Source organism: Flavobacterium sp. 90 (assembly GCF_004339525.1).
Taxonomy (GTDB): domain Bacteria; phylum Bacteroidota; class Bacteroidia; order Flavobacteriales; family Flavobacteriaceae; genus Flavobacterium.
Genome location: NZ_SMGE01000001.1, coordinates 6,630,613 through 6,653,812 on the forward strand (window position 1 = coordinate 6,630,613; position 23,200 = coordinate 6,653,812).

Annotated in this window: 19 protein-coding genes; 7 read left to right on the forward strand and 12 right to left on the reverse strand. The window is 32.9% G+C overall.

All coding sequences use genetic code 11. The annotated features are described in order from the left end of the window. The first annotated feature begins 53 nt into the window (after positions 1-53). From C8C83_RS27070 to C8C83_RS27090, 5 genes are all read left to right on the forward strand, one after another. On the forward strand, positions 54-629 hold the full coding sequence (locus tag C8C83_RS27070) for a DUF1572 family protein (protein ID WP_121325848.1): 576 nt from the start codon (positions 54-56) through the stop codon (positions 627-629). 31 nt (positions 630-660) lie between these two features. After that, positions 661-1,125, forward strand: a complete 465-nt coding sequence (locus C8C83_RS27075; RefSeq protein WP_121325849.1) for a hypothetical protein — start codon at positions 661-663, stop codon at positions 1,123-1,125. A gap of 154 nt (positions 1,126-1,279) precedes the next feature. After that, positions 1,280-1,651, forward strand: coding sequence for a DNA topoisomerase IV (locus tag C8C83_RS27080; protein WP_121325850.1), 372 nt, complete (start codon positions 1,280-1,282; stop codon positions 1,649-1,651). Between the two features lie 163 nt (positions 1,652-1,814). Further along, on the forward strand, positions 1,815-3,734 hold the full coding sequence (locus C8C83_RS27085) for a DUF294 nucleotidyltransferase-like domain-containing protein (RefSeq protein WP_121325851.1): 1,920 nt from the start codon (positions 1,815-1,817) through the stop codon (positions 3,732-3,734). Positions 3,735-3,736: 2 nt separating this feature from the next. Then, entirely contained in the window at positions 3,737-4,363 is a 627-nt protein-coding gene (locus C8C83_RS27090; protein ID WP_121325852.1) for a 3'-5' exonuclease, read from the forward strand. A 7-nt stretch (positions 4,364-4,370) separates the two neighbouring features. Here the strand turns inward: C8C83_RS27090 and C8C83_RS27095 are convergent, their stop codons facing one another. The 10 genes from C8C83_RS27095 to ychF form a co-directional block, all read right to left on the reverse strand. Further along, positions 4,371-4,697, reverse strand: a complete 327-nt coding sequence (locus C8C83_RS27095; protein WP_121325853.1) for a hypothetical protein — start codon at positions 4,695-4,697, stop codon at positions 4,371-4,373. A gap of 192 nt (positions 4,698-4,889) precedes the next feature. Further along, positions 4,890-7,610, reverse strand: a complete 2,721-nt coding sequence (locus tag C8C83_RS27100) for a DNA gyrase/topoisomerase IV subunit A (protein WP_121325854.1) — start codon at positions 7,608-7,610, stop codon at positions 4,890-4,892. A 258-nt stretch (positions 7,611-7,868) separates the two neighbouring features. Beyond that, positions 7,869-9,740, reverse strand: coding sequence for a DNA topoisomerase IV subunit B (locus tag C8C83_RS27105; protein WP_121325855.1), 1,872 nt, complete (start codon positions 9,738-9,740; stop codon positions 7,869-7,871). 161 nt (positions 9,741-9,901) lie between these two features. Continuing rightward, positions 9,902-11,077 (reverse strand): nicotinate phosphoribosyltransferase, encoded by a 1,176-nt coding sequence (gene pncB / locus C8C83_RS27110; protein ID WP_121325856.1) that lies wholly within the window; start codon positions 11,075-11,077, stop codon positions 9,902-9,904. Positions 11,078-11,167: 90 nt separating this feature from the next. Beyond that, positions 11,168-12,151, reverse strand: a complete 984-nt coding sequence (locus tag C8C83_RS27115; RefSeq protein WP_121325857.1) for a transglutaminase domain-containing protein — start codon at positions 12,149-12,151, stop codon at positions 11,168-11,170. Between the two features lie 45 nt (positions 12,152-12,196). Beyond that, positions 12,197-13,174 carry a transglutaminase domain-containing protein gene (locus C8C83_RS27120; protein WP_121325858.1) on the reverse strand — a complete coding sequence of 326 codons (978 nt, stop codon included), beginning with the start codon at positions 13,172-13,174 and terminating at the stop codon, positions 12,197-12,199. A 3-nt stretch (positions 13,175-13,177) separates the two neighbouring features. Next, on the reverse strand, positions 13,178-13,702 hold the full coding sequence (locus C8C83_RS27125; RefSeq protein ID WP_121325859.1) for an NAD(P)H-dependent oxidoreductase: 525 nt from the start codon (positions 13,700-13,702) through the stop codon (positions 13,178-13,180). Next, entirely contained in the window at positions 13,699-14,658 is a 960-nt protein-coding gene (locus C8C83_RS27130; RefSeq protein WP_121329891.1) for a YihY/virulence factor BrkB family protein, read from the reverse strand. Before C8C83_RS27130 ends, C8C83_RS27125 begins: the two co-directional genes overlap by 4 nt. 362 nt (positions 14,659-15,020) lie before the next feature. Beyond that, complete coding sequence (locus tag C8C83_RS27135; protein WP_132011988.1) at positions 15,021-15,698, reverse strand: TIGR02117 family protein; 678 nt, start codon at positions 15,696-15,698, stop codon at positions 15,021-15,023. A 559-nt stretch (positions 15,699-16,257) separates the two neighbouring features. Next, complete coding sequence (gene ychF / locus C8C83_RS27140; protein ID WP_053473683.1) at positions 16,258-17,352, reverse strand: redox-regulated ATPase YchF; 1,095 nt, start codon at positions 17,350-17,352, stop codon at positions 16,258-16,260. 316 nt (positions 17,353-17,668) lie between these two features. Between ychF and C8C83_RS27145 the strand changes: the two genes are divergently transcribed. Further along, complete coding sequence (locus tag C8C83_RS27145) at positions 17,669-20,335, forward strand: TonB-dependent receptor (RefSeq protein ID WP_121329892.1); 2,667 nt, start codon at positions 17,669-17,671, stop codon at positions 20,333-20,335. 364 nt (positions 20,336-20,699) lie between these two features. Here C8C83_RS27145 and C8C83_RS27150 read toward each other — a convergent pair whose 3' ends face one another. Together C8C83_RS27150 and C8C83_RS27155 are read right to left on the reverse strand one after the other, a co-directional pair. Next, on the reverse strand, positions 20,700-21,866 hold the full coding sequence (locus C8C83_RS27150) for a hypothetical protein (RefSeq protein WP_121325861.1): 1,167 nt from the start codon (positions 21,864-21,866) through the stop codon (positions 20,700-20,702). A gap of 180 nt (positions 21,867-22,046) precedes the next feature. After that, positions 22,047-22,397: a 4Fe-4S dicluster domain-containing protein gene (locus C8C83_RS27155; protein ID WP_121325862.1), complete on the reverse strand. Its 351-nt coding sequence runs from the start codon at positions 22,395-22,397 to the stop codon at positions 22,047-22,049. Positions 22,398-22,545: 148 nt separating this feature from the next. Between C8C83_RS27155 and C8C83_RS27160 the strand changes: the two genes are divergently transcribed. After that, a partial coding sequence (locus tag C8C83_RS27160; RefSeq protein WP_243653118.1) for an acyl-CoA reductase occupies positions 22,546-23,200 on the forward strand: 655 nt, incomplete at its 3' end.

Consider the following 23,200-nt stretch of genomic DNA (forward strand, 5'->3'; position numbering starts at 1 on the left):
GAAAAATACAATTCGTGTAAATTCGTGAAATTCGTGGCAAAAAATAAATAATCATGGAAGCAAATGAATCTTATTTAGAAAGCGTTAAAAAGCAATTTTTGTATTATAAAATGTTGGGAGAAAAAGCGATGGATCAATTAGAACCGGAACAGCTTTTTGTAGCAATTAATGAAGATACGAATAGTATTGCCACGATTATAAAACACGTTTCGGGCAATATGTTGTCGCGCTGGACTGATTTTCTAACTTCGGATGGTGAAAAAGATTGGCGCAATCGCGATGCTGAATTTGAAAATGATTTACAATCAAAAGAAGAAGTTCTTGAAATTTGGAATAAAGGATGGAATGTTTTTCTTGATACTTTGAATAGTTTGAAACCAGAACAACTTTCGGACATTATATATATTCGTAACGAAGGTCATACGGTTATTGAAGCCATAAATCGCCAATTGGCACATTACCCTTATCATATTGGACAAATTGTTTTTTATGCCAAACAACTAAAAAACAGTAGTTGGGATAGTTTATCGATTCCAAAGAATAAATCAGGAAATTATAATGCTGAAAAATTTGCCAAGGAAAAAGAAATCAAGAACTTTACCGATGACGAATTGAAAAGATTGAAATAACGATTATTATATTTATCTCAGCATTATAAATATGAAAGACAACAAAAACGAAACACATCATTTCTTGCCAAGCGGAGAATGGGAAGGATTTTATTGTTATTCTAATTCGCCTCACCAACACAAAATGTCTATTGAATTGAGTTTTGCAAATTCTGTTATTTCCGGTTCTGGAATTGATGATGTTGCCCCGTTTCGATGGAATGGTTCTTATAATTTGGAACAGTTTAAACTTAAAATGGTCAAAACCTATTCAACGCATATTATTAATTATGCCGGAGATATTGACGAAAATGGAATTTGGGGTGTTTGGGATAATCCTGAAGATTTGAGTTTTTTTGCTAATATTTCGACAAACATTCTTCAACAAGCGCAAGCCATGACAAAAGGCGGTTTTCATATCTGGCCAAAAGCAGTAAAGAGTGAATCTAAAGAAGAAATTCGAGAAGAAGTAAAAGAATCTAAAAAATTAAAAGAGTTTTATATTCAGAACATTTAAAACTTAATAAATCAAAATAACACAATTGATGCTTGCTTAACGCAAACATTTTAGCCCCGATGGGAGGGAAAATCCTTTTGCTTTTTTCTTTAAAAAGCAAAAGATTGGAAGGAACAGCGGGAAATAGCTCCTAATAAATATCTTAAACTTAAAAATGAAAAAAATAATATTCTTATTACCATTATTGGCTTTAATATCTTGCTACGATGCAGAACACAATTGCAAGGATTTTAAAAACGGGAAATTCAAGTTTGAATTTGACGTGAATGGTGTCAAAAAAACAACTGTTTTTGAACGTAAAGACAACATTGAAATCGAAACTTTTGAAGGAAAAACAGATACTTCGACAGTGCGTTGGGTAAGTGATTGTGAATATATTTTGCAGAAGAAACACCCCAAAAATATGGCTGAGGAAAAAGCAATAAGCATGAAGATTTTAACGACTTCTAAAGATTCTTATACTTTTGAATTTGGAATGGTTGGTTCTGATCAAAAGCAACGCGGAACGGTACATAAAGTTGAATAAACTAAAAAAAGTCTCAAATTTGAGACTTTTTTTTTACCCAAAATAGAGAAAAAACCTTTGCCACTCTGCTCCTTTACATCTTTGTCCCTTTTTGAAAAAAAACTTAGCAGTGTTCCTTTTACATTTCTATTTTAAATCTTACATTAGAACCTAAATCTAACGCATGAAAAATACAATTTCGCATAGAGTTGCTGACTTTTTAAAAGACTTTCCGCCTTTTAGTTTTTTGCATCAAAAGGACTTAGAAAAGCTATCTGAACAAATTTCTATTGTCTACAAAGATAAAGACGCCGTTATATTTGCAGAAAATGATAAAACGCATGATTCCTTTTATGTTGTTCATAAAGGTGCGGTTGCGCTCAAAAAAAATCAGAAAAACAATGTTCTTGACATGTGCGATGAAGGTGATATTTTTGGATTGCGTCCGCTTTTGGCACAGGAAAACTACATTATGGAAGCTGTAGCTTATGAAGAAAGCATTTTATACGCCATTCCTATTGCAGTTTTCAAACCTTATGCTTTAGAAAATAGAACTGTTGGTAATTTCCTTATCGAAAGTTACGCCTCAAATACTCGTAATCCCTATTCTGATATTCATAAAGATAAATTATATGGCGATGATTTGGTTCATGAACATTTGCACTCTAACAGAGATTCATTTGATTTACAGCCAATAAAATATTCCAAAAAAATTGTCACTTGTAGTCCGTCTACAACTGCTAAAGACGTTGCCAAAATCATGAATAAGAATAAGGTTGGCGCTATACTAATCGTAGATGAAATGCTGCCAATTGGTATTATTACGGATAAAGATTTACGCAATAAAATAGTAACCGGTGATTTTTCGATCCTGACAACGGCAGAAACCATTATGACGAAACCGGTTATTACATATCCCAAAAAAATGACGGTCACTGAGGCGCAAATGGCAATGATGAAAAGTAATATTAGCTATTTATGTCTCACAAAAGATGGAACTATAAATACTAAAGCTGTCGGGATTTTATCCAAACATGATGTTATGGTGGCTCTGGGAAATAATCCTGCCGTTTTAATAAAAGCTTTAAAAAGAGCCAAAAAGCCAAAAGAAATTAAACCTATTCGTGCCCGAATAATGCAATTGCTTCAGGGATATTTAGATCAAAACATTCCGATGACTTTGATTTCTAAAATTATAACGGAGCTAAATGAAGCTTGTACGACGCGTGTTATCGAAATTTGCCTCGGAAAAATGAGTAGTCCTCCACCAGTAAAATTTGCCTGGCTGGCTCTTGGAAGTCAAGGCCGAAGCGAGCAAATGCTGCACACCGATCAGGATAATGCTATTGTGTACGAAAATGTATCTGATGTTTTTAAGGATGAAACAAAAGTCTATTTCTCGAAATTTGCTACATTAGTCAACAAAGGTTTATTTGACATTGGTTATGATTATTGTCCTGCCGAAATGATGGCTTCGAATCCTAAATGGTGCATGAGTCTTGATGAATGGAAAAGTAAAGTACATCACTGGATTACAAATCCGGGGAAAAATGAAGTTTTATTATCTTTTATTTTCTTCGATTACAGTGTGACTTATGGTGATACTGTAATTACAAGTCAACTTTCTGATTATATTTTTGAGACTGTTAAAGCGAACCCTATTTTTTATGTCCATTTAGTGAGCGGCGCTTTGCAAAGTCCTTCTCCTACTGGCTTTTTTAGACAGTTTTTAGTAGAACAAGATGGCGCAAACAAAGATAATTTTGATATTAAAAGAAGAGCTTTAATGCCTCTTACTGATGCTGCACGTGTTTTGATTCTGTCTCATTCTGTAAAAGGTATAAGTAATACAGCAGAACGTTTTGAAAAATTAGCTGAATTAGAACCTAATAACAGAGATCTGTATTTGTCTTGTTCTTATTCTTTTAAAGCTTTATTGAAATTTAGAACCAAACAAGGACTTTTGCATAATGATTCCGGACAATTTATTGCTTTGGAATCTCTATCTAAAATGGAAAAGATAAAACTAAAAAGAACTTTTAAAACCATAAAAGAACTTCAGGAATTGATTAGCGTAAGATTTAATATTTCAAACGTAGTATAGATATGAGTTTATTTAGTTTTTGGAAAAAAGAGGAAGATCTATTCGATGAAAATATTACAATTGAAGAAACCCGTTTTGTAGTTTTAGATACTGAAACTACAGGTTTCGACTATGATAATGACCGAATTTTATGTATTGGCGCGTTAGTACTTCAAAACGGGATAATATCAATTCAGAATAGTTTTGAGATTTATCTTGAACAAGATCATTACGATAAATCTACGGCTCAGATTCACGGTATTTTAAAGGCATTTGTAATTCAGCGTCCTTCGGAGTTAGAAGCTTTACAGCAATTCTTAGCTTTTTTGGGAAATGCTGTAATCATTGCGCATCATACCCTTTTTGATGTTACGATGATCAATAAAGCTCTCGAGAGAAACGGTTTACCTGAATTAACCAATCAACGTTTAGACACCGCTATTTTATACAAAAAGACCTTAATTAAATCTCATTTGTTTGAGCGAAAAGATCATTATACTTTAGACGATCTTGCCGATAAATTTGATATTTCAAAAAAAGACCGCCATACGGCTTTGGGTGACGCTTATATCACGGCAATTGCTTTTCTAAAGATCGTAAGTAAATTGAAGGAGAAAAAAGGGATTAATTTAAATGCTTTGTTCAAATAAAAAATCTTTAATTATGGGTAAAATCACTCTCTTTTGTAAACAAATACAGCCTATTATATTTTAGACTTTTTTGCGAAAATTTCCCAAGAGAATCTGGCTTACGATATATTTTTTTCGTGACATAATCTTCTTTTTTTAAGATGATTTTGCATGCTAAATTTGAGTTTATTCCCAAACAAAAATATCCTGTACTGTCTGTTTTGGTCTTATTTCCGTTGATATCAACATCCTGAATAGGTTTCTCTGTATCATAATCATATACATGTCCATTAAAATTATGACTATTTGTACAACTAAAAAATAGTAATACTATAAAAAGAAGGTTGACTTTCATACTTATCTTTTATTTGTGATTTTTTATTGAGCTTCTTTATTAGAAACATCTAAAAAACAAATATAGAATTGGAAACTTCCATAAGAAGTCTGCTAAAAATTATAAAAGTATAATTATAGGATTTTTAACTCTTAAGAAAAAAGTCTTGTATAAAAAAACGCTAAGAATCTCTTAGCGTTTTTCATTTTTATGTTATTCTAAAACTAAACCAATCTGGCCGTCGTCGTCTAATTCTGTTTCAACCGAATCATCTTCTGGTAATTCTGGTTTTTCCGGAACTTCCTCAACAGGCTCTTCAAATGGCAATGGTTCTAATAAATTAACTTGTTTTAATTTATCTGCTGTCAATTGATTTCCTAATGCTTTAAATCCTTTTACGGCAATAAAATCTTCAACATCTATATGCAAATCTTCTTTTTGAACTCCTTTTACTTTGGCAAAAACCAATTGTGCCAACGGACGATAATCTGTTGATACGATTTCTAATTGCGAATTTGGATGATCTGTAATAAAGCTTTCTTCTTTTCCTTCACTTTCCACAAGGAAACGTTTCAGGAAATAACGTTCTTTTTCTCCGTCATAATAAATCGCAGAAATTGGTTTTTTAGGCTTCCATTTCTCCAAAACAATCATATCTTCTTCAAAATGTGTCGACAATTCCGGAATGATAACTTTTAATTTACCTGCCTGACTAATTACTAAGATTTTATCACTTGGTTTAAATTCACCTAATAATTCACCTCTTGCATCAACATTTAAACGTTTAACAGTATCATCAAACCAAACTTTTCTTGGCAATAAAGTCGAAATTCCTTTTTCTTTTAATTCGATTTTCTTGATCGGATATTTCGTTACCAAATTTCCTTTTGAAGCACGTCCTTTAATGGCTAGTTTAGCAAAATCAATATCGAATTTCAGTTTTTTGATCGTTCCTACCTGACGTAATAATATCGTTACAACTTCAGCTTCTCCATTTGGATTATGTGAAAAATAAACCACCTGAGAACCATTCGTACCATTTGTTAAATCATACGCTTTATCTCTGGTAACACCCGAAACATTGAAACGTTTTATATACGAAGGACCAGATTTACCATCACGATACATCATGTTATAAATCGTACGTTTATCACTCTTATCAAAAACAGCAACATGAATAATATCTTTTCCGATAAAAGTTTTGGCATCCACTTTTGTTATCATCAATGTTCCGTCTCGTAAAAACACAATAACATCATCAATATCAGAACAATCGCCTACGTATTCGTCTTTCTTTAAACTGGTTCCAACAAAACCTTCTTCACGGTTTACGTATAATTTTGTGTTACGTAAAACTACTTTTGTAGCCTCAACGTTATCAAAAACACGAAGTTCAGTTTGACGTTCGCGGCCTTTTCCGTATTTCTCTTTTAATTTGGTAAAGTAAGCAATTGCAAAATCAGTTAGATTTGCTAAATTGTATTCTACCTCTTTCATTTCATCTTCTAACTTCGCGATAAAATCATCAGCTTTATCAGAGTCAAAACGAGTGATACGAATCATTGGGATTTGAGTCAATCTTTGTAAATCATCATCGTTGATTTCTCTAACAAATGATTTTTTGAAAGGCTCGAATCTATCGTATAAATATTTATAAAGTGATTCTCTATCTGAATATAATTTGAAATCAATGTACATTTCTTCACGAATGAAGATTTTCTCTAAAGTAGAAAAATGCCATTTATTTTTTAATTCTTCTAACTGAATTTCTAATTCCTGACGCAGTAAATCAACAGTTCTGTGTGTTGAAATTTTCAACATTTCAGAAACTCCAATAAACAATGGCTTATTATCTTCAATCACACAACCTAAAGGTGCTACAGAAGTTTCACAAGCTGTAAATGCAAACAAAGCATCAATTGTTTTGTCTGGAGAAACGCCAGGGAAAAGGTGAATTAAAATCTCAACATCGGCAGCTGTATTGTCTTCGATTTTCTTGATTTTGATTTTACCTTTATCATTGGCTTTCAAAATACTATCAATCAAAGTCGTGGTATTAGTCGAAAACGGAATTTGCGTAATCACCAAAGTATTCTTGTCAAGTTGTGCAATTTTAGCACGTACACGAACACGTCCACCACGAAGTCCGTCATTATAATTGGACACATCGGCAATACCTTGTGTCATGAAATCAGGATATAATGTAAAGGCTTTTCCTTTTAGAATCTTAATCGAAGCATCAATCAGCTCATTAAAGTTGTGGGGTAAAACTTTAGTCGAAAGTCCAACCGCAATTCCCTCTGCTCCTTGTGCCAAAAGCAATGGAAACTTTACCGGAAGATTGTTTGGTTCTGCACGACGACCATCGTAAGAAACTCCCCAATCGGTAATTTTTGGAGAATATAAAACCTCCAAAGCAAATTTAGATAAACGTGCCTCAATGTAACGAGAAGCCGCAGCTCCATCGCCTGTTAATATATTTCCCCAGTTTCCCTGGCAATCAATCAATAAATCTTTTTGACCAATTTGTACCATAGCATCACCAATACTCGCATCTCCGTGTGGGTGATACTGCATGGTGTGACCTACAACATTGGCAACTTTATTATAACGACCATCGTCCAACTCTTTCAAAGAGTGCATGATACGACGCTGGACCGGTTTAAAACCATCTTCGATAGCCGGAACTGCACGTTCCAGAATTACGTACGAAGCATAATCCAAAAACCAGTCTTTGTACATGCCCGTTACTTTCGTAATAACGTCTTCTCCTTCTTCTTCTTGATTTTCGTAAAAATGCTGCCCCTCAAAATGTTTAGCATCTACATCGATAATTTCATCATCATTCCCTTCTTGATTTTCATCAAGCTGGTTTTCTTCTGAATTATTCTCGTCGTCGTTTGGAATTATGTTATCGTCTTCTTCGTCTTTCATTTAATTATATTCGAAATTATAATTTTAATATTTGTTTTCGATAAGTTGTTTTAAAACCTCAACGCTTGGTAAAACGGTTTTATATTTACTGGCAAGATTACTATTACTGGTAAAAACAAAATCACTCATTTCTTTTTTTTGAATACCTCAGTCAGTGACTGAGAAATTTAAAATTCCAAAATCCGAGTCAATGACTCGGATTTTTATATCTCAAAAAACGCAGTCACTGTCTGCGCTTTTCATATTTTCATTTTTCTTTTAAACTTCCTCTTCAACAGCATCCAATTCAACCTTCAAATTCTTGATGATGAATTCTTGTCTGTCTGGGGTATTTTTACCCATATAGAAAGACAATAATTGCTCAATCGAAGTGTTTTTATCCATCATAATTGGGTCAAGTCGAATCGTCTCTCCAATAAAGTTTTTGAACTCATCTGGCGAAATCTCTCCCAAACCTTTAAATCGGGTGATTTCTGGTTTTGGTTTTAGTTTTTCGATCGCATCTTTTCTTTCTTCATCCGAATAGCAATAGATAGTTTCTTTTTTGTTTCGAACCCTGAAAAGTGGCGTTTGCAAGATATACAAATGTCCTTCTTTTATTAATTCCGGGAAAAATTGAAGGAAAAACGTAATCAATAACAAGCGAATGTGCATACCATCGACATCGGCATCGGTTGCAATTACAATGTTGTTGTAACGTAATTTTTCCAGTCCGTCTTCGATATCTAAAGCCGCTTGTAATAAATTGAATTCTTCGTTTTCATACACGATTTTCTTTGTCATTCCGTACGAATTCAAAGGCTTACCACGTAAACTGAAAACCGCTTGAGTATTCACATCACGTGACTTTGTAATCGATCCGGAAGCCGAATCTCCCTCGGTAATAAAAAGCGTACTTTCTAAGTTTCTAGGATTTTTTGTATCTGGAAGATGCGCACGACAATCTCTTAATTTCTTATTATGAAGATTCGCTTTCTTGGCACGATCTGTCGCTAATTTTCTAATTCCTGATAATTCTTTACGCTCACGTTCAGCCTGAAGAATTTTACGTAATAAAGCTTCAGCAGTTGGTGGGTTTTTATGTAAATAACTGTCTAATTTATTTTTGATAAAATCGTTTACAAATGTACGGACAGAAACCGGCGGCGTTCCATCATCAGAACCCATATCTGTAGAACCTAATTTAGTTTTTGTCTGAGACTCAAAAACCGGTTCCATTACCTTAATACTAATCGCACTTACAATCGATTTACGAACATCAGATGCTTCGAAGTTTTTGTTGTAAAACTCGCGAATGGTTTTTACAATTGCTTCTCTGTAAGCCGCTAAGTGCGTTCCTCCTTGTGTGGTATTCTGACCGTTTACAAAAGAGTGATATTCTTCGCTATATTGCGTTTTACTGTGCGTTAAAGCGATCTCAATATCGTGATCTTTTAAGTGAATAATTGGATATTCAAGATCTTCTGCATTAATGGTTTCTTCTAATAAATCACGAAGACCATTTTCTGAATAATATTTTTCTCCATTAAAAATAATTGTCAAACCATTGTTTAAGTAACAATAGTTTTTAACCATTTTAATCACATATTCCATACGGAATTTGTAATTTTTGAAAATAGTTTCATCTGGCGTAAAAGTAACTTTTGTTCCTTTTCGCTTCGTTGTGTCGATTATATCTTCTTCTAAAACTAAATTTCCTGCTGAAAACTCTGCTCCTTTTTGTTTATCATCACGAACAGATTCTACTCTGAAATAATTTGAAAGTGCATTTACCGCTTTTGTTCCGACACCATTTAAACCTACCGATTTCTGGAAAGCTTTAGAATCGTACTTTCCTCCCGTATTCATTTTCGAAACAACATCGACTACTTTTCCTAACGGAATTCCACGTCCGTAATCACGAACCGAAACCGTTTTATCCTTGATAGACACTTCAATAGTTTTTCCTGAGCCCATTACAAACTCATCGATACAGTTGTCTAAAACCTCTTTTAATAGAATATAAATACCATCATCTGGCGAAGATCCATCTCCCAATTTTCCGATATACATCCCGGGACGCATACGGATATGTTCTTTCCAATCGAGTGATCGAATATTATCTTCGGTATATTGATTTTGCTCTAGCATAAAGTAAATTGGATTTTTGGCTAATGTACCATTTATAGTCAAAAAATGAAAGCGTATTTCTTTTTTGTTACGAATTATAACAGCTTTGAATTCTATTTAAATTGATTTTAAAATAATACACGCTTAAAAATATAAAAAATCAGCTTTGAAAAAAAATAATACTATTTGATTCCCAGTACTTCTTTAGCCAATTCAATCATTTCGGGCGTTCCCGTGTTTTTATTCTTCTCGTCAGAAAGTTTTACAACGCCTTCCCAATGTCGGTTTTCAAGTTTAACTTCGGTCAGTTTTATAACCATATTCATCGATGGCAAACCTACATCATTGGTAAAATTGGTTCCAATACCAAACGACATTTTGATCTTATCTTTACAAAAATCTGTTATACTTTTTACTTTCTCGTAATTTAAAGAATCCGAGAAAACAATCACTTTTGATTTCGGATCAATTCCCATTTTGGTATAATGCGAAATTACTTTTTGTGCAAACTCAATTGGATCTCCGCTATCATGACGAACTCCATCAAAAAGTTTAGAATATTTTTTGTCAAATTGACTAAAGAAAATCTCAGTAGTATAAGTGTCCGTCAAAGCAATTCCTAAATCTCCGCCATAAACTTGTGTCCAGTGCTCAAGACTCATAAAATTAGCCATTTTAAAGCCATATTGTGCCGCATGAAACATAAACCATTCATGTGCATGAGTTCCTAAAGGCCTGATGTTATTAACCATCGCAAAATGTACATTGCTGGTTCCGATAAAACTTTCTGAACCAAATGTTCGAAGTGTATCATTTATCAAAACATGTACATCATAAGAATGGCGACGTCGCGTACCAAATTCTAAAATCGAAACTCCAAGTTTGTTATAATTATCAATTTTGTTTTTGGTAAGCTCTTTTACAGCTTCGTCGTTTAAGCGAATTAAATGATTTGATTTATAAAAAAGTTCCGAAATCAGAGCCATCAAAGGCACTTCCCATAAAATAGTACGATACCAATATCCTTCAACAGTAACTTTTATTTCTGATCCTTCCTGACTAATTTGAACTTCAGACGGATCATAAATATATCCGTGTAAAAAGTCAAAATAAGTAGGATCTAAATAAGGACAATGATGCGATAAATATAATTTTTCTTCTTTTGTCAATCGCAAATCTGCCATTGCATCTACTGCTTTTCGAAGTAAATCTGCAAATCCCGGTGGAAAAACATGTTTTCCTCTATTTATAAAACCATAACGAACTCTTGCCTTCGGGAAAAGTTTTATTACAGTATGCTGCATCGTAAATTTATAGAAATCATTATCTAAAATTGATTTCAGGAAAGTTGTTTCCATAATCTGGCACTATGTTAATTATCAAAAACATTAATCGCTAAGATACGCCAATTCGATATAAGAAGAAAATTCTTTAAACAAACATCGTAATTATGTTTGTTTTGGAGCTATTTTGAAAGCCATAAGACCTTCTCTAAAAAGATAAAGAGTAATAAAACGACCATACTTTCTATTATAGGTAACCTGAAATTCTAATATTCCGTCTTCCTCTTTTGGATTTTCAATCTGGACACGTTCTCCTTTTTTATCCAGGTAATAAAGATCGTCAATTCTTGAAAGATTTTTTATTTTAAAAGTAATTTTATCTCCGTCATTTGCTTTAATTATGCCTGAAAAAGGCATCACAACCTCGCAATTTTCTTTTACAAATGAGCCGTAAATAAGTGGTCCGTTTAAAAATGCTTCTTTATTTCCGGTGTTACTTGCATACATTGACGATTCTGGAAAATGTGTCATATAGAAATATTCGGGAATCATATCAAAATAAATGGGCGTAAATTTCTTTACTGCAACTTGACGCTTTTCATCAAGATATCCTTGTCCCCAAGTAGCATCAATTAAGATCCATTTTCCGTCGATTTGAACCGTATTCCAAGCATGATTTGATCCTAATCTTTTTCTTCCAATATCATTCAATAATCTTTTAGAATCTCCAGTTACGACCTGACATTTTAATCCCGATAATGTCGCCAAATGCTGGTACAACAAAGAAAATCCCTCACATACTGCTTTTTTAGATCTAAATGCTTTCTGAGTTGTACTTGAATGCGCTAATTGAATTTGTTTAGCATTCTCTGCTTCATTCTTAGAAGTAAAAGTTTTGGGTTCTGGCGGATTTAAATAAGTTTTTAAGTCATAATCCAAATTCAATGCAATCCAACTATAAATTGCTCTTGCTTTGTCATGTTCTGATGTAAAATCATTTTTTATTCTTTCTGCTAATTTTTCTGTACTTCCAAAACTTGGATATTTCAAAACTATACTATCAATGGCGCTATATTGTTGTGAATAAGATAGATTTATGAAAACAATATTTAATAAAAAGAATGCAAAGACGATTTTTCTTAGTGTCATTAGGAAGCTTAAATTGTAAGGGATAAAAATTAAGTAGTTTGTTTTTTATTGTGGAATTATTTTGAAAGATGCTATACTGTTTTGACCTAAAAAGAAAGTAATATAAGATCCCATTCTTTTATCATAAGTAACCTGAAATTCCAGTGATCCTCTTACTTCTCTTGGGTTTTCAATTTTAGTCGCTTTTCCTTTTTTTACATAAAAAAGTGTATCTGATTTTGAAATATTTTTAATTCTGAAAGTTATTTTATCTCCATCATTCGCTTCAATTATTCCGGAATCAGGTGATAAAATTTCATTATTTCCTTCGATAGTTGCATCAAAAATAAGAGGTCCGTTTAAGAAATCGTCTTTGTTTAATTTTTCATTCAGATAAACTCCCGAATCAGGAAAATGCTTTGCAAAAAAGTACTTTGGATCAGTATCAAAATAAACAGCATTAAAATAATTCACCATTGCCTTTTTGTTACTATCATAATATCCTTGTCCCCAGGTTACATCAACCAAAATCCATTTTCTATCAATCTGAACCATGTTCCATGCATGATTTGACTGTGAATTTTGACGGCCAATATCACTTAATAATCTTTTTGAATCACCACGAACAACCTCAGCTTTTAAACCAACTAAAGTTGCCAAACGTTGATATAAAAGCGTAAAACCTTCGCAAACTGCTTTTTGAGAATCAAATGCCTTTTGCCATGTTTTATCCTTTAATGCTTCTAGCTGCTTTTGTTTTTCAGCTTCATTTCTGTAACTAAACCGAATTGACTTTGGCGGATTTAAGTAAGCTTTATAATCGTATTTAATATTCAAAGCAATCCAGCTGTAAATAGCTCGTGCTTTATCATGTTCTGTTGTAAAATCTTCCCGAATTCTTTCGGCCAGACTTTCTGTAGAACTAAAATGTTTGGGATATTTGAGTATAACATTATCAATCGCATCGTATTTTTGAGAATACGACAAATGCGGAAAGATAAAACTCAGGAAAAGGAATGTAAAGGCAATCTTTTTTAGGGTCATATATTAGAAACTAGACTTAATAATGTCTTTTAATTCCTTATCTAACTCCGTATTTGAGATTTTATTTTCCTCCAGATTAAAATTAGCATTGAAAGTTGGTAGTGAATAAGTAGCTTTTATTTGTGCACCATATCTTGGCAAAGCATTATTAGCGATTTCTAAAACCGAAGCTCCGCCTCTTGGTCCGGGAGAAGTTGCTAATAATAAAGTAGCTTTTTGCTGAAAAACTTCTTTCGTTATTCTGGAACTCCAATCAAACAAGTTTTTGAAAGCTGCAGAGTAATTTCCGTTATTTTCTGCTAAGGAAATCACCAAAACATCAGCACTTTCAATTTTTTTTAGAAAAGCTTTTGCAAGTTCATGCTGACCGATTTCTTTTTCTAAATCAACACTAAATAATGGCATTGCAAAATCATTCAAATCCAAAACTTCTACTTCTGCATTTTCAAATAAACTCGCTGCATAAGTCGCAAAATGTTTGTTGATAGAATGCTGACTGTTACTTCCTCCAAAGGCTACTATTTTCATGGTTTCTCTTTTTGTAATGTTTCTTCTATGGGTTCTTTTTTGGGTTTGTCGATTTCATAAATTTCTTTTGCTATTTCTACAGAATATTCATTTGGATAGATTTTTCCTCCATAAGACTTAGCATAGACTTTCGTAAATTCTGCTCCAAAGTAAAGAATTATTGCCGAATAATAAACCCAAACCAGAATTATTATAACAGAACCTGCCGCACCATACACAGAAGCAACCGTAGAACTGCCTAAATAAAAACCAATGGCAAATTTACCAATCATAAAAAGAACAGCTGTAACTCCTGATCCTATAAAAGCATCTTTCCATCTTATTTTTCCATCAGGCAATGTTCTAAAAATAATGGCAAAAAGAGTTGTAATACTCGCCAGGACAATAACTATGTTAACCACATAAAATAAATATACTGTACTCTCTGGAAAATATACTTTTAAACGTGAACTCAGTAAATCTAAAGTTGTACTTATAAAAAGACTGACCAACATTAAAAATCCTACAGAAGCAATCATAGAGAATGACATTAAGCGATTTTGAATGAATTTCTTAATTCCTTTGTCGGGTTTTGCACGTAATCCCCAAATAAAATTTATAGAACTTTGTATTTCAGCAAAAACTCCAGACGCTCCAATTAACAACATAACGATTCCAAATACTGTTGCAAAAAGATTATCGCCAGATAACTGCACATTTTTTATAGCTTCCTGAATTTGACTTGCCGCGCCATTACCTACCAAACCATTAATTTGTCCATACAATTCTCCTGTTACAGCTTCTTCTCCAAAAAAGAAACCACAAATTGTGATTATAATAATTAATAATGGCGGTAATGCAAATATGGTATAATATGCCAATGCTGCACTTAGCTTAATTGCATTATCATCGTTAAATTCTAAAAAGGTGTTTTTTAGAAGAAACCAAGTTTTGGAGAATATATTTTTAATTTTCATGTACTGTATTTTTGATATTCTCCCAAATTTAAGGAATTCCCAAAAATTTTGAATTGTTGCTTTTTGCACAAAAATTACATTTTAACCATGTTCAAAATTTCATTTGTAATATAAGTGTGTTATATGTGTAGTCCCTACGGGACATTTTTTAACGTATTTATTTCTTTGTCTACCAATATTTAATCTCTACGAGATACTTCTTGCGATTTTCTATTTATATCAAAAAAACTTTCGAAATTAATTCTGAATAAAATAAGTTCCTAAGGAATATCTCGTACAGATTAAATATTGGTAAAAAATATTACTGCCTGTATTTTTTTGTCCCGTAGGGACTACACTAATTTTAATCTTTTAAAACTAATTTATTTATAATGACAAAAAATCCCTTTATCATAAATTGTCCATAAACTTGCTTTTTGATTAGCCGCTTTTAGTGCGCAGTTTGCCCATGTATTACAAGTATAAAATAAGCTATAACTTCCTTTTGCTTCATAAAAAGCATCTTTCTTTCCATAGCTATAACCTTGAATCCATTCCGGGTTTGTTGGATTATTGAAACTTTCTGAAATATAAGCCACTAGTTTTTGATAGTTTTCTTTTGAAATCAGAATACGTTTACAATTTTCACCTTCTTTAAGTTGTTTAAAAAAAGTTGTGTGCATTGCCGATGAACTCACTCCGAAAATAGCTTTTAAAGCCGTACTTGCTTTTAAATCTGACCATTCTGGTGTATGCAAATAAAATCCTTTATCACCCCAACCAAAAGCTACAAATTGCATTAAACTATCTTTTGATTGCGTTTGGCTGAATTGAATCTCTTTTCGCCAATCTTTAATTTCTGTAGTAATCGGAACTACAATATCTGTGTGAACTCCGTTGGAAAGTATGTAAATAGGAATCGCATCTTTTTCGTCAACTTGTGCAATATCTGAATTGACGGTGATTTTAGAAATTAAATAAACAGAGATTACATAAAGAACAAGAAAAGTAATGATTCCGAGGATTGTCCAGCCTAGAAATTTGAAGGTCTTTTTTAGCATTTTGGTTGGTTGTTTTTAGGTTTATAAAATGGTGTTTTTTGTTGTAACCAATTTTTGAGCCAAAAAAATGATGGGACGCGGATTATACGGATTCGCCTACGCGAAAACACGGATTTAAACGGATTTTTTTTATTGTTTATTTTTTTTTGGATGTTTGTTTTCATTTTTGTTATTTCGAGCGAAGGGAGAAATCACACTAGGAGCTCCATTTAGAAACTCGCCAATCTTTGTCGAGTTACTTGCGGAGATTTCTCTCCCGAAGCTTCGGGATCGAAATGACAAACTAGACGAAAATTTTGTTATTAAAATAATAGCCCTAGCCCCGATAGAAGTGGAAATCCTTTTGTGGCAGGGTTCGACACAAAAGATTGAAACGGATAGCGGGATTAGCTCCTAAAAAAGATTTGCTTTTATCATAGAAATCGAAATGACAAACTATACGCAAAGAATAATTACATTTATTTTTTTTAGCATAAAAAAAACTGCTGAATCTCTCCAGCAGTTTTAGTCTATTTTCTTTACTCTTTATTCTTTCTTCTACTATCTAAAAAAGAAAAAATTAAACGTTAAAACGGAAATGCATTACATCACCATCTTTTACTACGTATTCTTTTCCTTCTACTTTGAATTTTCCTGCTTCTTTTGCTTTTGCTTCTGAACCGTATTGAACGTAATCTTCGTATGAAATTACCTCAGCACGAATGAATCCTTTTTCAAAATCAGTGTGGATAACTCCTGCTGCTTGTGGCGCAGTTGCTCCAATATTGATTGTCCAGGCACGAACTTCTTTTACACCTGCTGTAAAGTAAGTTTGTTGTTTTAATAACTTGTAAGCTGCACGAATTAAAACTGATGCTCCCGGCTCTGTTAATCCCATATCTTCAAGGAAAACCTGACGCTCTTCGTAGCTTTCTAATTCTGTAATATCAGCTTCTGCTCCTACTGAAAGAATGATTACTTCAGCATCTTCATCTTTTACTAATTCACGAACCTGATCTACATATTTATTTCCGTTTACTGCTGAATTTTCATCAACATTACAAACGTATAATACTGGTTTTGCAGTAATTAATTGGAAAGATTCCATTAAAACTTCTTCGTCATTACCTTGAGGAGTAATTGTACGAGCAGATTTTGCTTGTAATAACGCTTCTCTGATTCTGTCTAAAAGTGCTTTTTCAGTTTGTGCTTCTTTATTTCCTGTTTTAGCAGCACGATTTACTTTTTCTAAACGTTTTTCAACAGTTTCTAAATCTTTTAACTGCAACTCGATATCGATCGTTTCTTTGTCACGAATTGGGTTTACATTTCCGTCAACGTGAACGATATTGTCATTATCAAAACAACGTAAAACGTGAATAATAGCATTACACTCTCTAATGTTTCCTAAAAATTGGTTTCCAAGACCTTCACCTTTACTTGCACCTTTTACCAAACCAGCGATATCAACAATATCAACTGTTGCCATTTGTACGCGTTCTGGTTTTACCAATTCTTCTAATTTATTGATTCTTGGATCCGGAACGTTTACAACACCAATATTAGGTTCGATTGTACAAAACGGAAAGTTCGCACTTTGCGCTTTTGCATTAGATAAACAATTAAATAATGTTGATTTTCCAACATTTGGTAATCCTACAATTCCTGCTTTCATCTGTTGTTTCTATTTATTTTTTATTAGATCCTGATTCCCTCAGGTCTTATCATTAATGCTTCTACCTTAATATATAGGTGGTTACTTTACTGATATATAATTTATATCTGATTTTTTGTTTCTGCCAAAATGATATTTTTTGGCTTTAAAATTTTGCAAATATAAGATTTAATAGCTCGTAAGTGAAGTAAAAATGACGATTAATATAATTTAAAGCATGGTTGATAAAATAATTAAACTTTTTACTAAAATTTTGTTAAAAAATACTACATTTAACAACAATCAAAATGAAAAAATAAACCAAACTCACACAACCATGAGAAAAATTGCATTATTACTATTTCTATTAAACACAGCGTTTCTTTTTGCACAAAAAGAAGTTTCGGGAGTTGTAAAAGACAAATCAGGCGCACCTTTACCTGGCGTTAACATTCTTGAAAAAGGAACCACAAACGGCGTATCTACTGATTTTGAAGGTAGTTACAAAATAAAAGTTAAAGATGGCGCTACTTTAATTTTTAGTTATATTGGATATACTACTATTGAAAAACAAGCTACAAGTGGCGATGTTAGCATTGTATTAGATCAAAACGGCGGTCAGATTTTAAGTGACGTAGTAGTCGTTGGATCCAGAAATGCTAAAAGGACAGTTGTAAATTCGGCAGTTCCTATCGATGTTATCAATGTAAAAGATGTAACAACACAAAGCGGAAAAATTGAAATCAATCAATTACTGCAATATGTTGCTCCTTCTTTTAATGCTAACAAACAGTCCGGTTCTGATGGTGCTGACCACGTTGACCCTGCTTCTTTAAGAGGTATGGGACCTGACCAGACGTTGGTTTTGATTAACGGAAAAAGAAGACATCAATCATCTCTTATCAACTTATTTGGTACTCGCGGACGTGGAAATACAGGAACGGATTTGAACGCTATTCCGGTTGCGTCTATCAAAAGAATTGAAATTCTAAGAGACGGCGCCGCTGCACAATACGGTTCTGATGCCATTGCAGGTGTTATTAATATTGTAACTGCAGATAATGTAAATGAGTTAACAGGATCTGTAACTTATGGTGCTTTTAACACAGATGCAAAAGGAGACTTTTTACCGGGAACGCCAAATACTAAAGATTATAGATTGGACACAAAAGGAAATGGAAACTCTTACGGGAAAAACAAATCTCTTGATGGACAATCTGTAAAAGTGGCTGCCAATTATGGAGTTGCTCTTGGAACAAAAGGCGGTTATGCTAACTTTACAGGAGAATTTATCAATAAGGAAAAAACTTTGAGACCTGGCTATGATTTTAGAAAAGGCTTTGGTGATGCTCAAATTAACGGATTGAATTTCTTTGGAAATCTTGCCATTCCAATTGCTGATAAAACAGAATTTTATGCTTTTGGAGGAAGCAGCGTTAGAAATACTGATGCTTATGCGTTTACCAGAAATGACGGAGAAAGAGTTGTAGAGTCTGTTTATCCTGGTGGATATACGCCAAGAATTACCTCAAAAATTAATGACAATTCAATTGCAGCAGGAATTAGAACAGAAACTTCCGGCGGATGGAAAATGGATTTAAGCAATACTTTCGGAAAAAATAAATTTCATTATGATATTAAGGGAACAATAAATGCTTCTCTTTTGGACAAATCTCCTCTTGAATTTGACGCAGGTGGACATAGTTTACTTCAAAACACTACTAATTTTGATATTTCTAAAAACTATCCTGATGTTTTAAAAGGCTTTAATATTGCTTTTGGAACAGAATTCAGAGTAGAAAAATTCGAAATTTTTGCTGGTGAAGAAGGTTCATATACGACTTATGACACTAACGGAAAACCAATCACGGATCCAACGACTCAAAGTCCGCCAACAATTCCAAATCCTGATTATGACCCTACTGATCCTACATCTTCACCAACTATTGCGAGACCTGGAAGTTCTCAGGGATTCCCTGGATATAGCCCCGCAAATGTGGTAAATGAAAGCCGCACCAACTTCTCTTTATATACTGATGCTGAGTTAGATGTAACTGAAGCTTTAATGGTAAGTGGAGCTGTTCGTTTTGAAAATTATAGTGATTTCGGAAGTACTCTAAACGGAAAATTAGCTTCAAGACTTAAAATCACAGATCATATTAATGCGAGAGGTTCTATTAGTACAGGATTTCGTGCTCCATCATTAGCTCAGGTTTATTATAATTTACGTTTTACAAACTTCAATGCCGGCGGTGCAACCGAAGTACTTTTGGCACCAAACGATAGTCCGGTTACGAGAGCTTTCGGAATTCAAAAATTAAACGAAGAGAAAGCTGTAAATGCTTCTTTGGGTTTCACCGCAACTTTTGGAGATTTCACAGCTACGGTCGATGGATATTATATTAAAGTAAAAGATCGTATCGTTCTTACCGGATATTTTGATGCAAAACCATTGAATTTAGGAGTTGACAAAGCTCAGTTTTTTGCAAATGGTGTAGACACAAGTACTCACGGTTTGGACTTAGTTTTCTCTTGGAAAAAATCATTTGATTTTGGACAATTTGGAGCAACTTTTGTTGGAAACATTAACGACATGAAAATTGACAATGTAAAAAATGGCACTTTACCAGCAGATATTTTCTTCGGAAGACGTGAAAAAGCATTTTTATTAGCTTCAGCTCCAGATAGTAAATTTGGTTTAAACCTAAATTATTCTATACATAAATTTGATGCAGGTCTAGCCTTTACACGTTTTAGCAAAGTAGTTTTGGTGGATTATAATGACGAAGACGATGTTTACAATCCAAGATTGGTAACTGATATAACTTTAGGTTACAAACTAAGCAAAAGCCTAAAATTAAGTATTGGAAGCAATAACTTATTCAACGTTTATCCTACTAAACAAGATGAACAAGGTAATACAGAAGCTGGTGGATATTGGGACGCCGTACAAATGGGTTTCAGCGGAGCGTACTACTATGCAAGACTTGGATTTAATTTCTAATACAAATAAGAGTTAAAATGTGCTGCTAAGCACTAAATATTGGTAGTTTTTGTAGATTCGAAATACGTTAGCGTGCCGTAGGTACGCAACAAAACGATAACTATTGCGTACCTACGGCACGCTAAATCGATAACGATTACTGTTTTCTACCAATATTTAGTGCCTAAAGGCAAAATTGTAGATTAAATATTGATTGATATTTCTAACATAATTATGTTCTCCTGAGCAAGGCTTCGACTTCGCTCTGCCAGACAAAAAAAATCCTGAGCCAAAAACTCAGGATTTTTTATATAAAAACGTTTCACATTTCATATTTCACAATCAACAATTAACAATTAACAATCAACAATTAATAATTATCAAACTACATTTTAAATTCCAGCGAACTTACAATTGCTCTTTCTTCATCTGTCGCTGTAAATCCAGAAATATCCCAGTAATTGGTTAGAATTTTATTCTTTTTATTAAAAAGTGATTTCTCTTTAAAGACATCACTTTCGCTATACGTAAAATTGTTTCTATTGAAATTTGTCGTTACAAAATTATTCCTAACCTGAATATTTTTGACTTTATTGTCTTTTAATATCAAATCATACGCTATTTCTTCATTAGAACTCAGTAAATAATAATCTAAACCATCTGTTCTGTAATTCACTTTTACAAAAGATCTCGTGATGTGTTTAGAACCTACGCTTGGTTTTTCTTCCGTTTCAGGAATATTTCCAGGAGCAATAGTAATTGTAAATTCAATAATTAGTTTTTTCTCCGGATCGTAAGTAATTTCAAAACTGTCAATAGCTTTTTTTGATTTATTCAAAGGTGTAGCCGTCATGACATAATAGTTTTTGTTTTTGGGATGTCCTTTGGTTATAAAATCATATTCTTTTTTTGTTTTTGGATCCAAAAGAGGATCGAAGTACTTAAAATTAGAATAATTCTCCATTATGTTATTCAAATTATAACCTTTTAAATCAGCACTTACATCTGTTTCTAATAAACCGTAAGATCTATTTTGCTCCACTAATAAAGTTGTGTTAACCTTTTTTTGGCGGGCAACAAATTGAAAGTTAACCAAACCATCATTATAATATGAATATTTATTATCCAGCATAAAAAACTCTCTTACAAAAACTTTAAGTCGGTATGAATCTGCTAATTTTTGTCTTGAATTTGAAACAATTTTACTGAGTATTTTAAATGGTTTTTCTTTTGATACTACAATTTCATCTAGTTTATTGTTGTTGCTTTTAAGATAAACTACGAACATATCTGGTTTTAAAGCTCCCCAACGAAGTGTCACTTTTTCATAATTAGTTTCAGAAACCTGAATATTTGAAGCTCCGCTTAGCATAAAAGTTACTTTACCGTCGTGATTACTTATTAACGTTTGTTTCGTTTTCATAATAAGCACGGCAGCATTTTCAATTGGCAATTGTGTTTCGATATCTTTCACAACAATTGAATACTCAACTTTTTGAGCAAAAACGCCAATATTAAAGCATAAAACAAATAAAAGTATCAGTCTCTTCATAAGCAATTATTAAAATTTACCGACCAAAAACACTTAAGCATTATAAAATCATCATCAAATTAACTAAAATAAAACATTAAATACCAGTATTATACGAAAAAATTATATTAAAAAAGCGACAAAAAAAATCCTGAGTGTTTAAACTCAGGATTTTTACTTACCTATTTGAGGTAAATAAAATTATTCACCGTGTAAAAACGCTTGTCTATTCAACAAGGTTTCTTCATCTTCTACGTGATTATCATCTGGTATACAACAATCTACAGGACATACAGCCGCACATTGAGGTTCATCATGAAAACCTTTACATTCTGTACATTTTCCAGGAACGATGTAATATACTTCATCAGAAATTGGAGTTTGAGCATCACCAGCATCAACCTCAGTTCCGTCAGGTAAAATTACTTTTCCAGAAAGACTAGTTCCGTCTTTATATCTCCAATCATCAGCTCCTTCATAAATTGCTGTATTTGGGCACTCTGGTTCACAAGCCCCACAGTTTATGCATTCGTCAGTTATAATTATTGCCATTTTGTTCTTGGTTACGAGTTAAAAGTCTTAATGTTTCAAAGTCAAAAAAAGACATTCTTAGCTTTTGACTTGATGACTTTTGACTTTCGACTTATTTATCCTTATTTTTGTGCAAAATTACAATCAAAACTCTTCATAAACAAACATTATGACATTAGAAACAAAAAAAAGTGTTTTTGTTGAATTAGGGAATTTCTTAAAACAATTCTCAGAAAAGGAAACAATTAAAAAATCGGATGTTTTACACAACGATTTATTTTTTGATGATTTCGAAAAGCTGATACATTTATCGCAATCTCATAATGGCTGGTATACACCTGAACAAGTGTATTTTGCAATAAAATCATGGGCAGACGCTTTAACGGAAGAAAACATTGACAAATGGCTTTCTAAATATACCTCTGAATTTTCTCAGGAAGACAAAAAAGAAAAAACTGTTGCTTTAATATTGGCAGGAAATATTCCGCTAGTAGGATTTCACGATTTTTTATCGGTTTTGATTACCGGAAATAAAGCTTTAATCAAAACATCTTCAAACGATCAGCATTTATTACCGTTTTTAGCCAAGTATTTAATTGCTGTAGATGAAAATTTTAAAGATAAAATCACTTTCGTGGAAGGCAAACTGGAAAATTTTGACACCGTAATTGCCACCGGAAGCAATAATACAGCACGTTATTTTGAATATTACTTTAAAGACAAACCTTCAATTATTCGAAAAAACAGAAATTCGGCTGCCGTTTTAAACGGAAAAGAAACGAAGGAAGATTTAGAAAATTTAGGTGAAGATATTTTTAGATATT

Coding starts and splice junctions, on each gene's coding strand:
- C8C83_RS27070 (WP_121325848.1), top strand. CDS start 54: ATGGAAGCAAATGAATCTTATTTAGAAAGCGTTAAAAAGCAATTTTTG.
- C8C83_RS27075 (WP_121325849.1), top strand. CDS start 661: ATGAAAGACAACAAAAACGAAACACATCATTTCTTGCCAAGCGGAGAA.
- C8C83_RS27080 (WP_121325850.1), top strand. CDS start 1,280: ATGAAAAAAATAATATTCTTATTACCATTATTGGCTTTAATATCTTGC.
- C8C83_RS27085 (WP_121325851.1), top strand. CDS start 1,815: ATGAAAAATACAATTTCGCATAGAGTTGCTGACTTTTTAAAAGACTTT.
- C8C83_RS27090 (WP_121325852.1), top strand. CDS start 3,737: ATGAGTTTATTTAGTTTTTGGAAAAAAGAGGAAGATCTATTCGATGAA.
- C8C83_RS27095 (WP_121325853.1), bottom strand. CDS start 4,697: ATGAAAGTCAACCTTCTTTTTATAGTATTACTATTTTTTAGTTGTACA.
- C8C83_RS27100 (WP_121325854.1), bottom strand. CDS start 7,610: ATGAAAGACGAAGAAGACGATAACATAATTCCAAACGACGACGAGAAT.
- C8C83_RS27105 (WP_121325855.1), bottom strand. CDS start 9,740: ATGCTAGAGCAAAATCAATATACCGAAGATAATATTCGATCACTCGAT.
- pncB (WP_121325856.1), bottom strand. CDS start 11,077: ATGGAAACAACTTTCCTGAAATCAATTTTAGATAATGATTTCTATAAA.
- C8C83_RS27115 (WP_121325857.1), bottom strand. CDS start 12,151: ATGACACTAAGAAAAATCGTCTTTGCATTCTTTTTATTAAATATTGTT.
- C8C83_RS27120 (WP_121325858.1), bottom strand. CDS start 13,174: ATGACCCTAAAAAAGATTGCCTTTACATTCCTTTTCCTGAGTTTTATC.
- C8C83_RS27125 (WP_121325859.1), bottom strand. CDS start 13,702: ATGAAAATAGTAGCCTTTGGAGGAAGTAACAGTCAGCATTCTATCAAC.
- C8C83_RS27130 (WP_121329891.1), bottom strand. CDS start 14,658: ATGAAAATTAAAAATATATTCTCCAAAACTTGGTTTCTTCTAAAAAAC.
- C8C83_RS27135 (WP_132011988.1), bottom strand. CDS start 15,698: ATGCTAAAAAAGACCTTCAAATTTCTAGGCTGGACAATCCTCGGAATC.
- ychF (WP_053473683.1), bottom strand. CDS start 17,352: ATGAAAGCAGGAATTGTAGGATTACCAAATGTTGGAAAATCAACATTA.
- C8C83_RS27145 (WP_121329892.1), top strand. CDS start 17,669: ATGAGAAAAATTGCATTATTACTATTTCTATTAAACACAGCGTTTCTT.
- C8C83_RS27150 (WP_121325861.1), bottom strand. CDS start 21,866: ATGAAGAGACTGATACTTTTATTTGTTTTATGCTTTAATATTGGCGTT.
- C8C83_RS27155 (WP_121325862.1), bottom strand. CDS start 22,397: ATGGCAATAATTATAACTGACGAATGCATAAACTGTGGGGCTTGTGAA.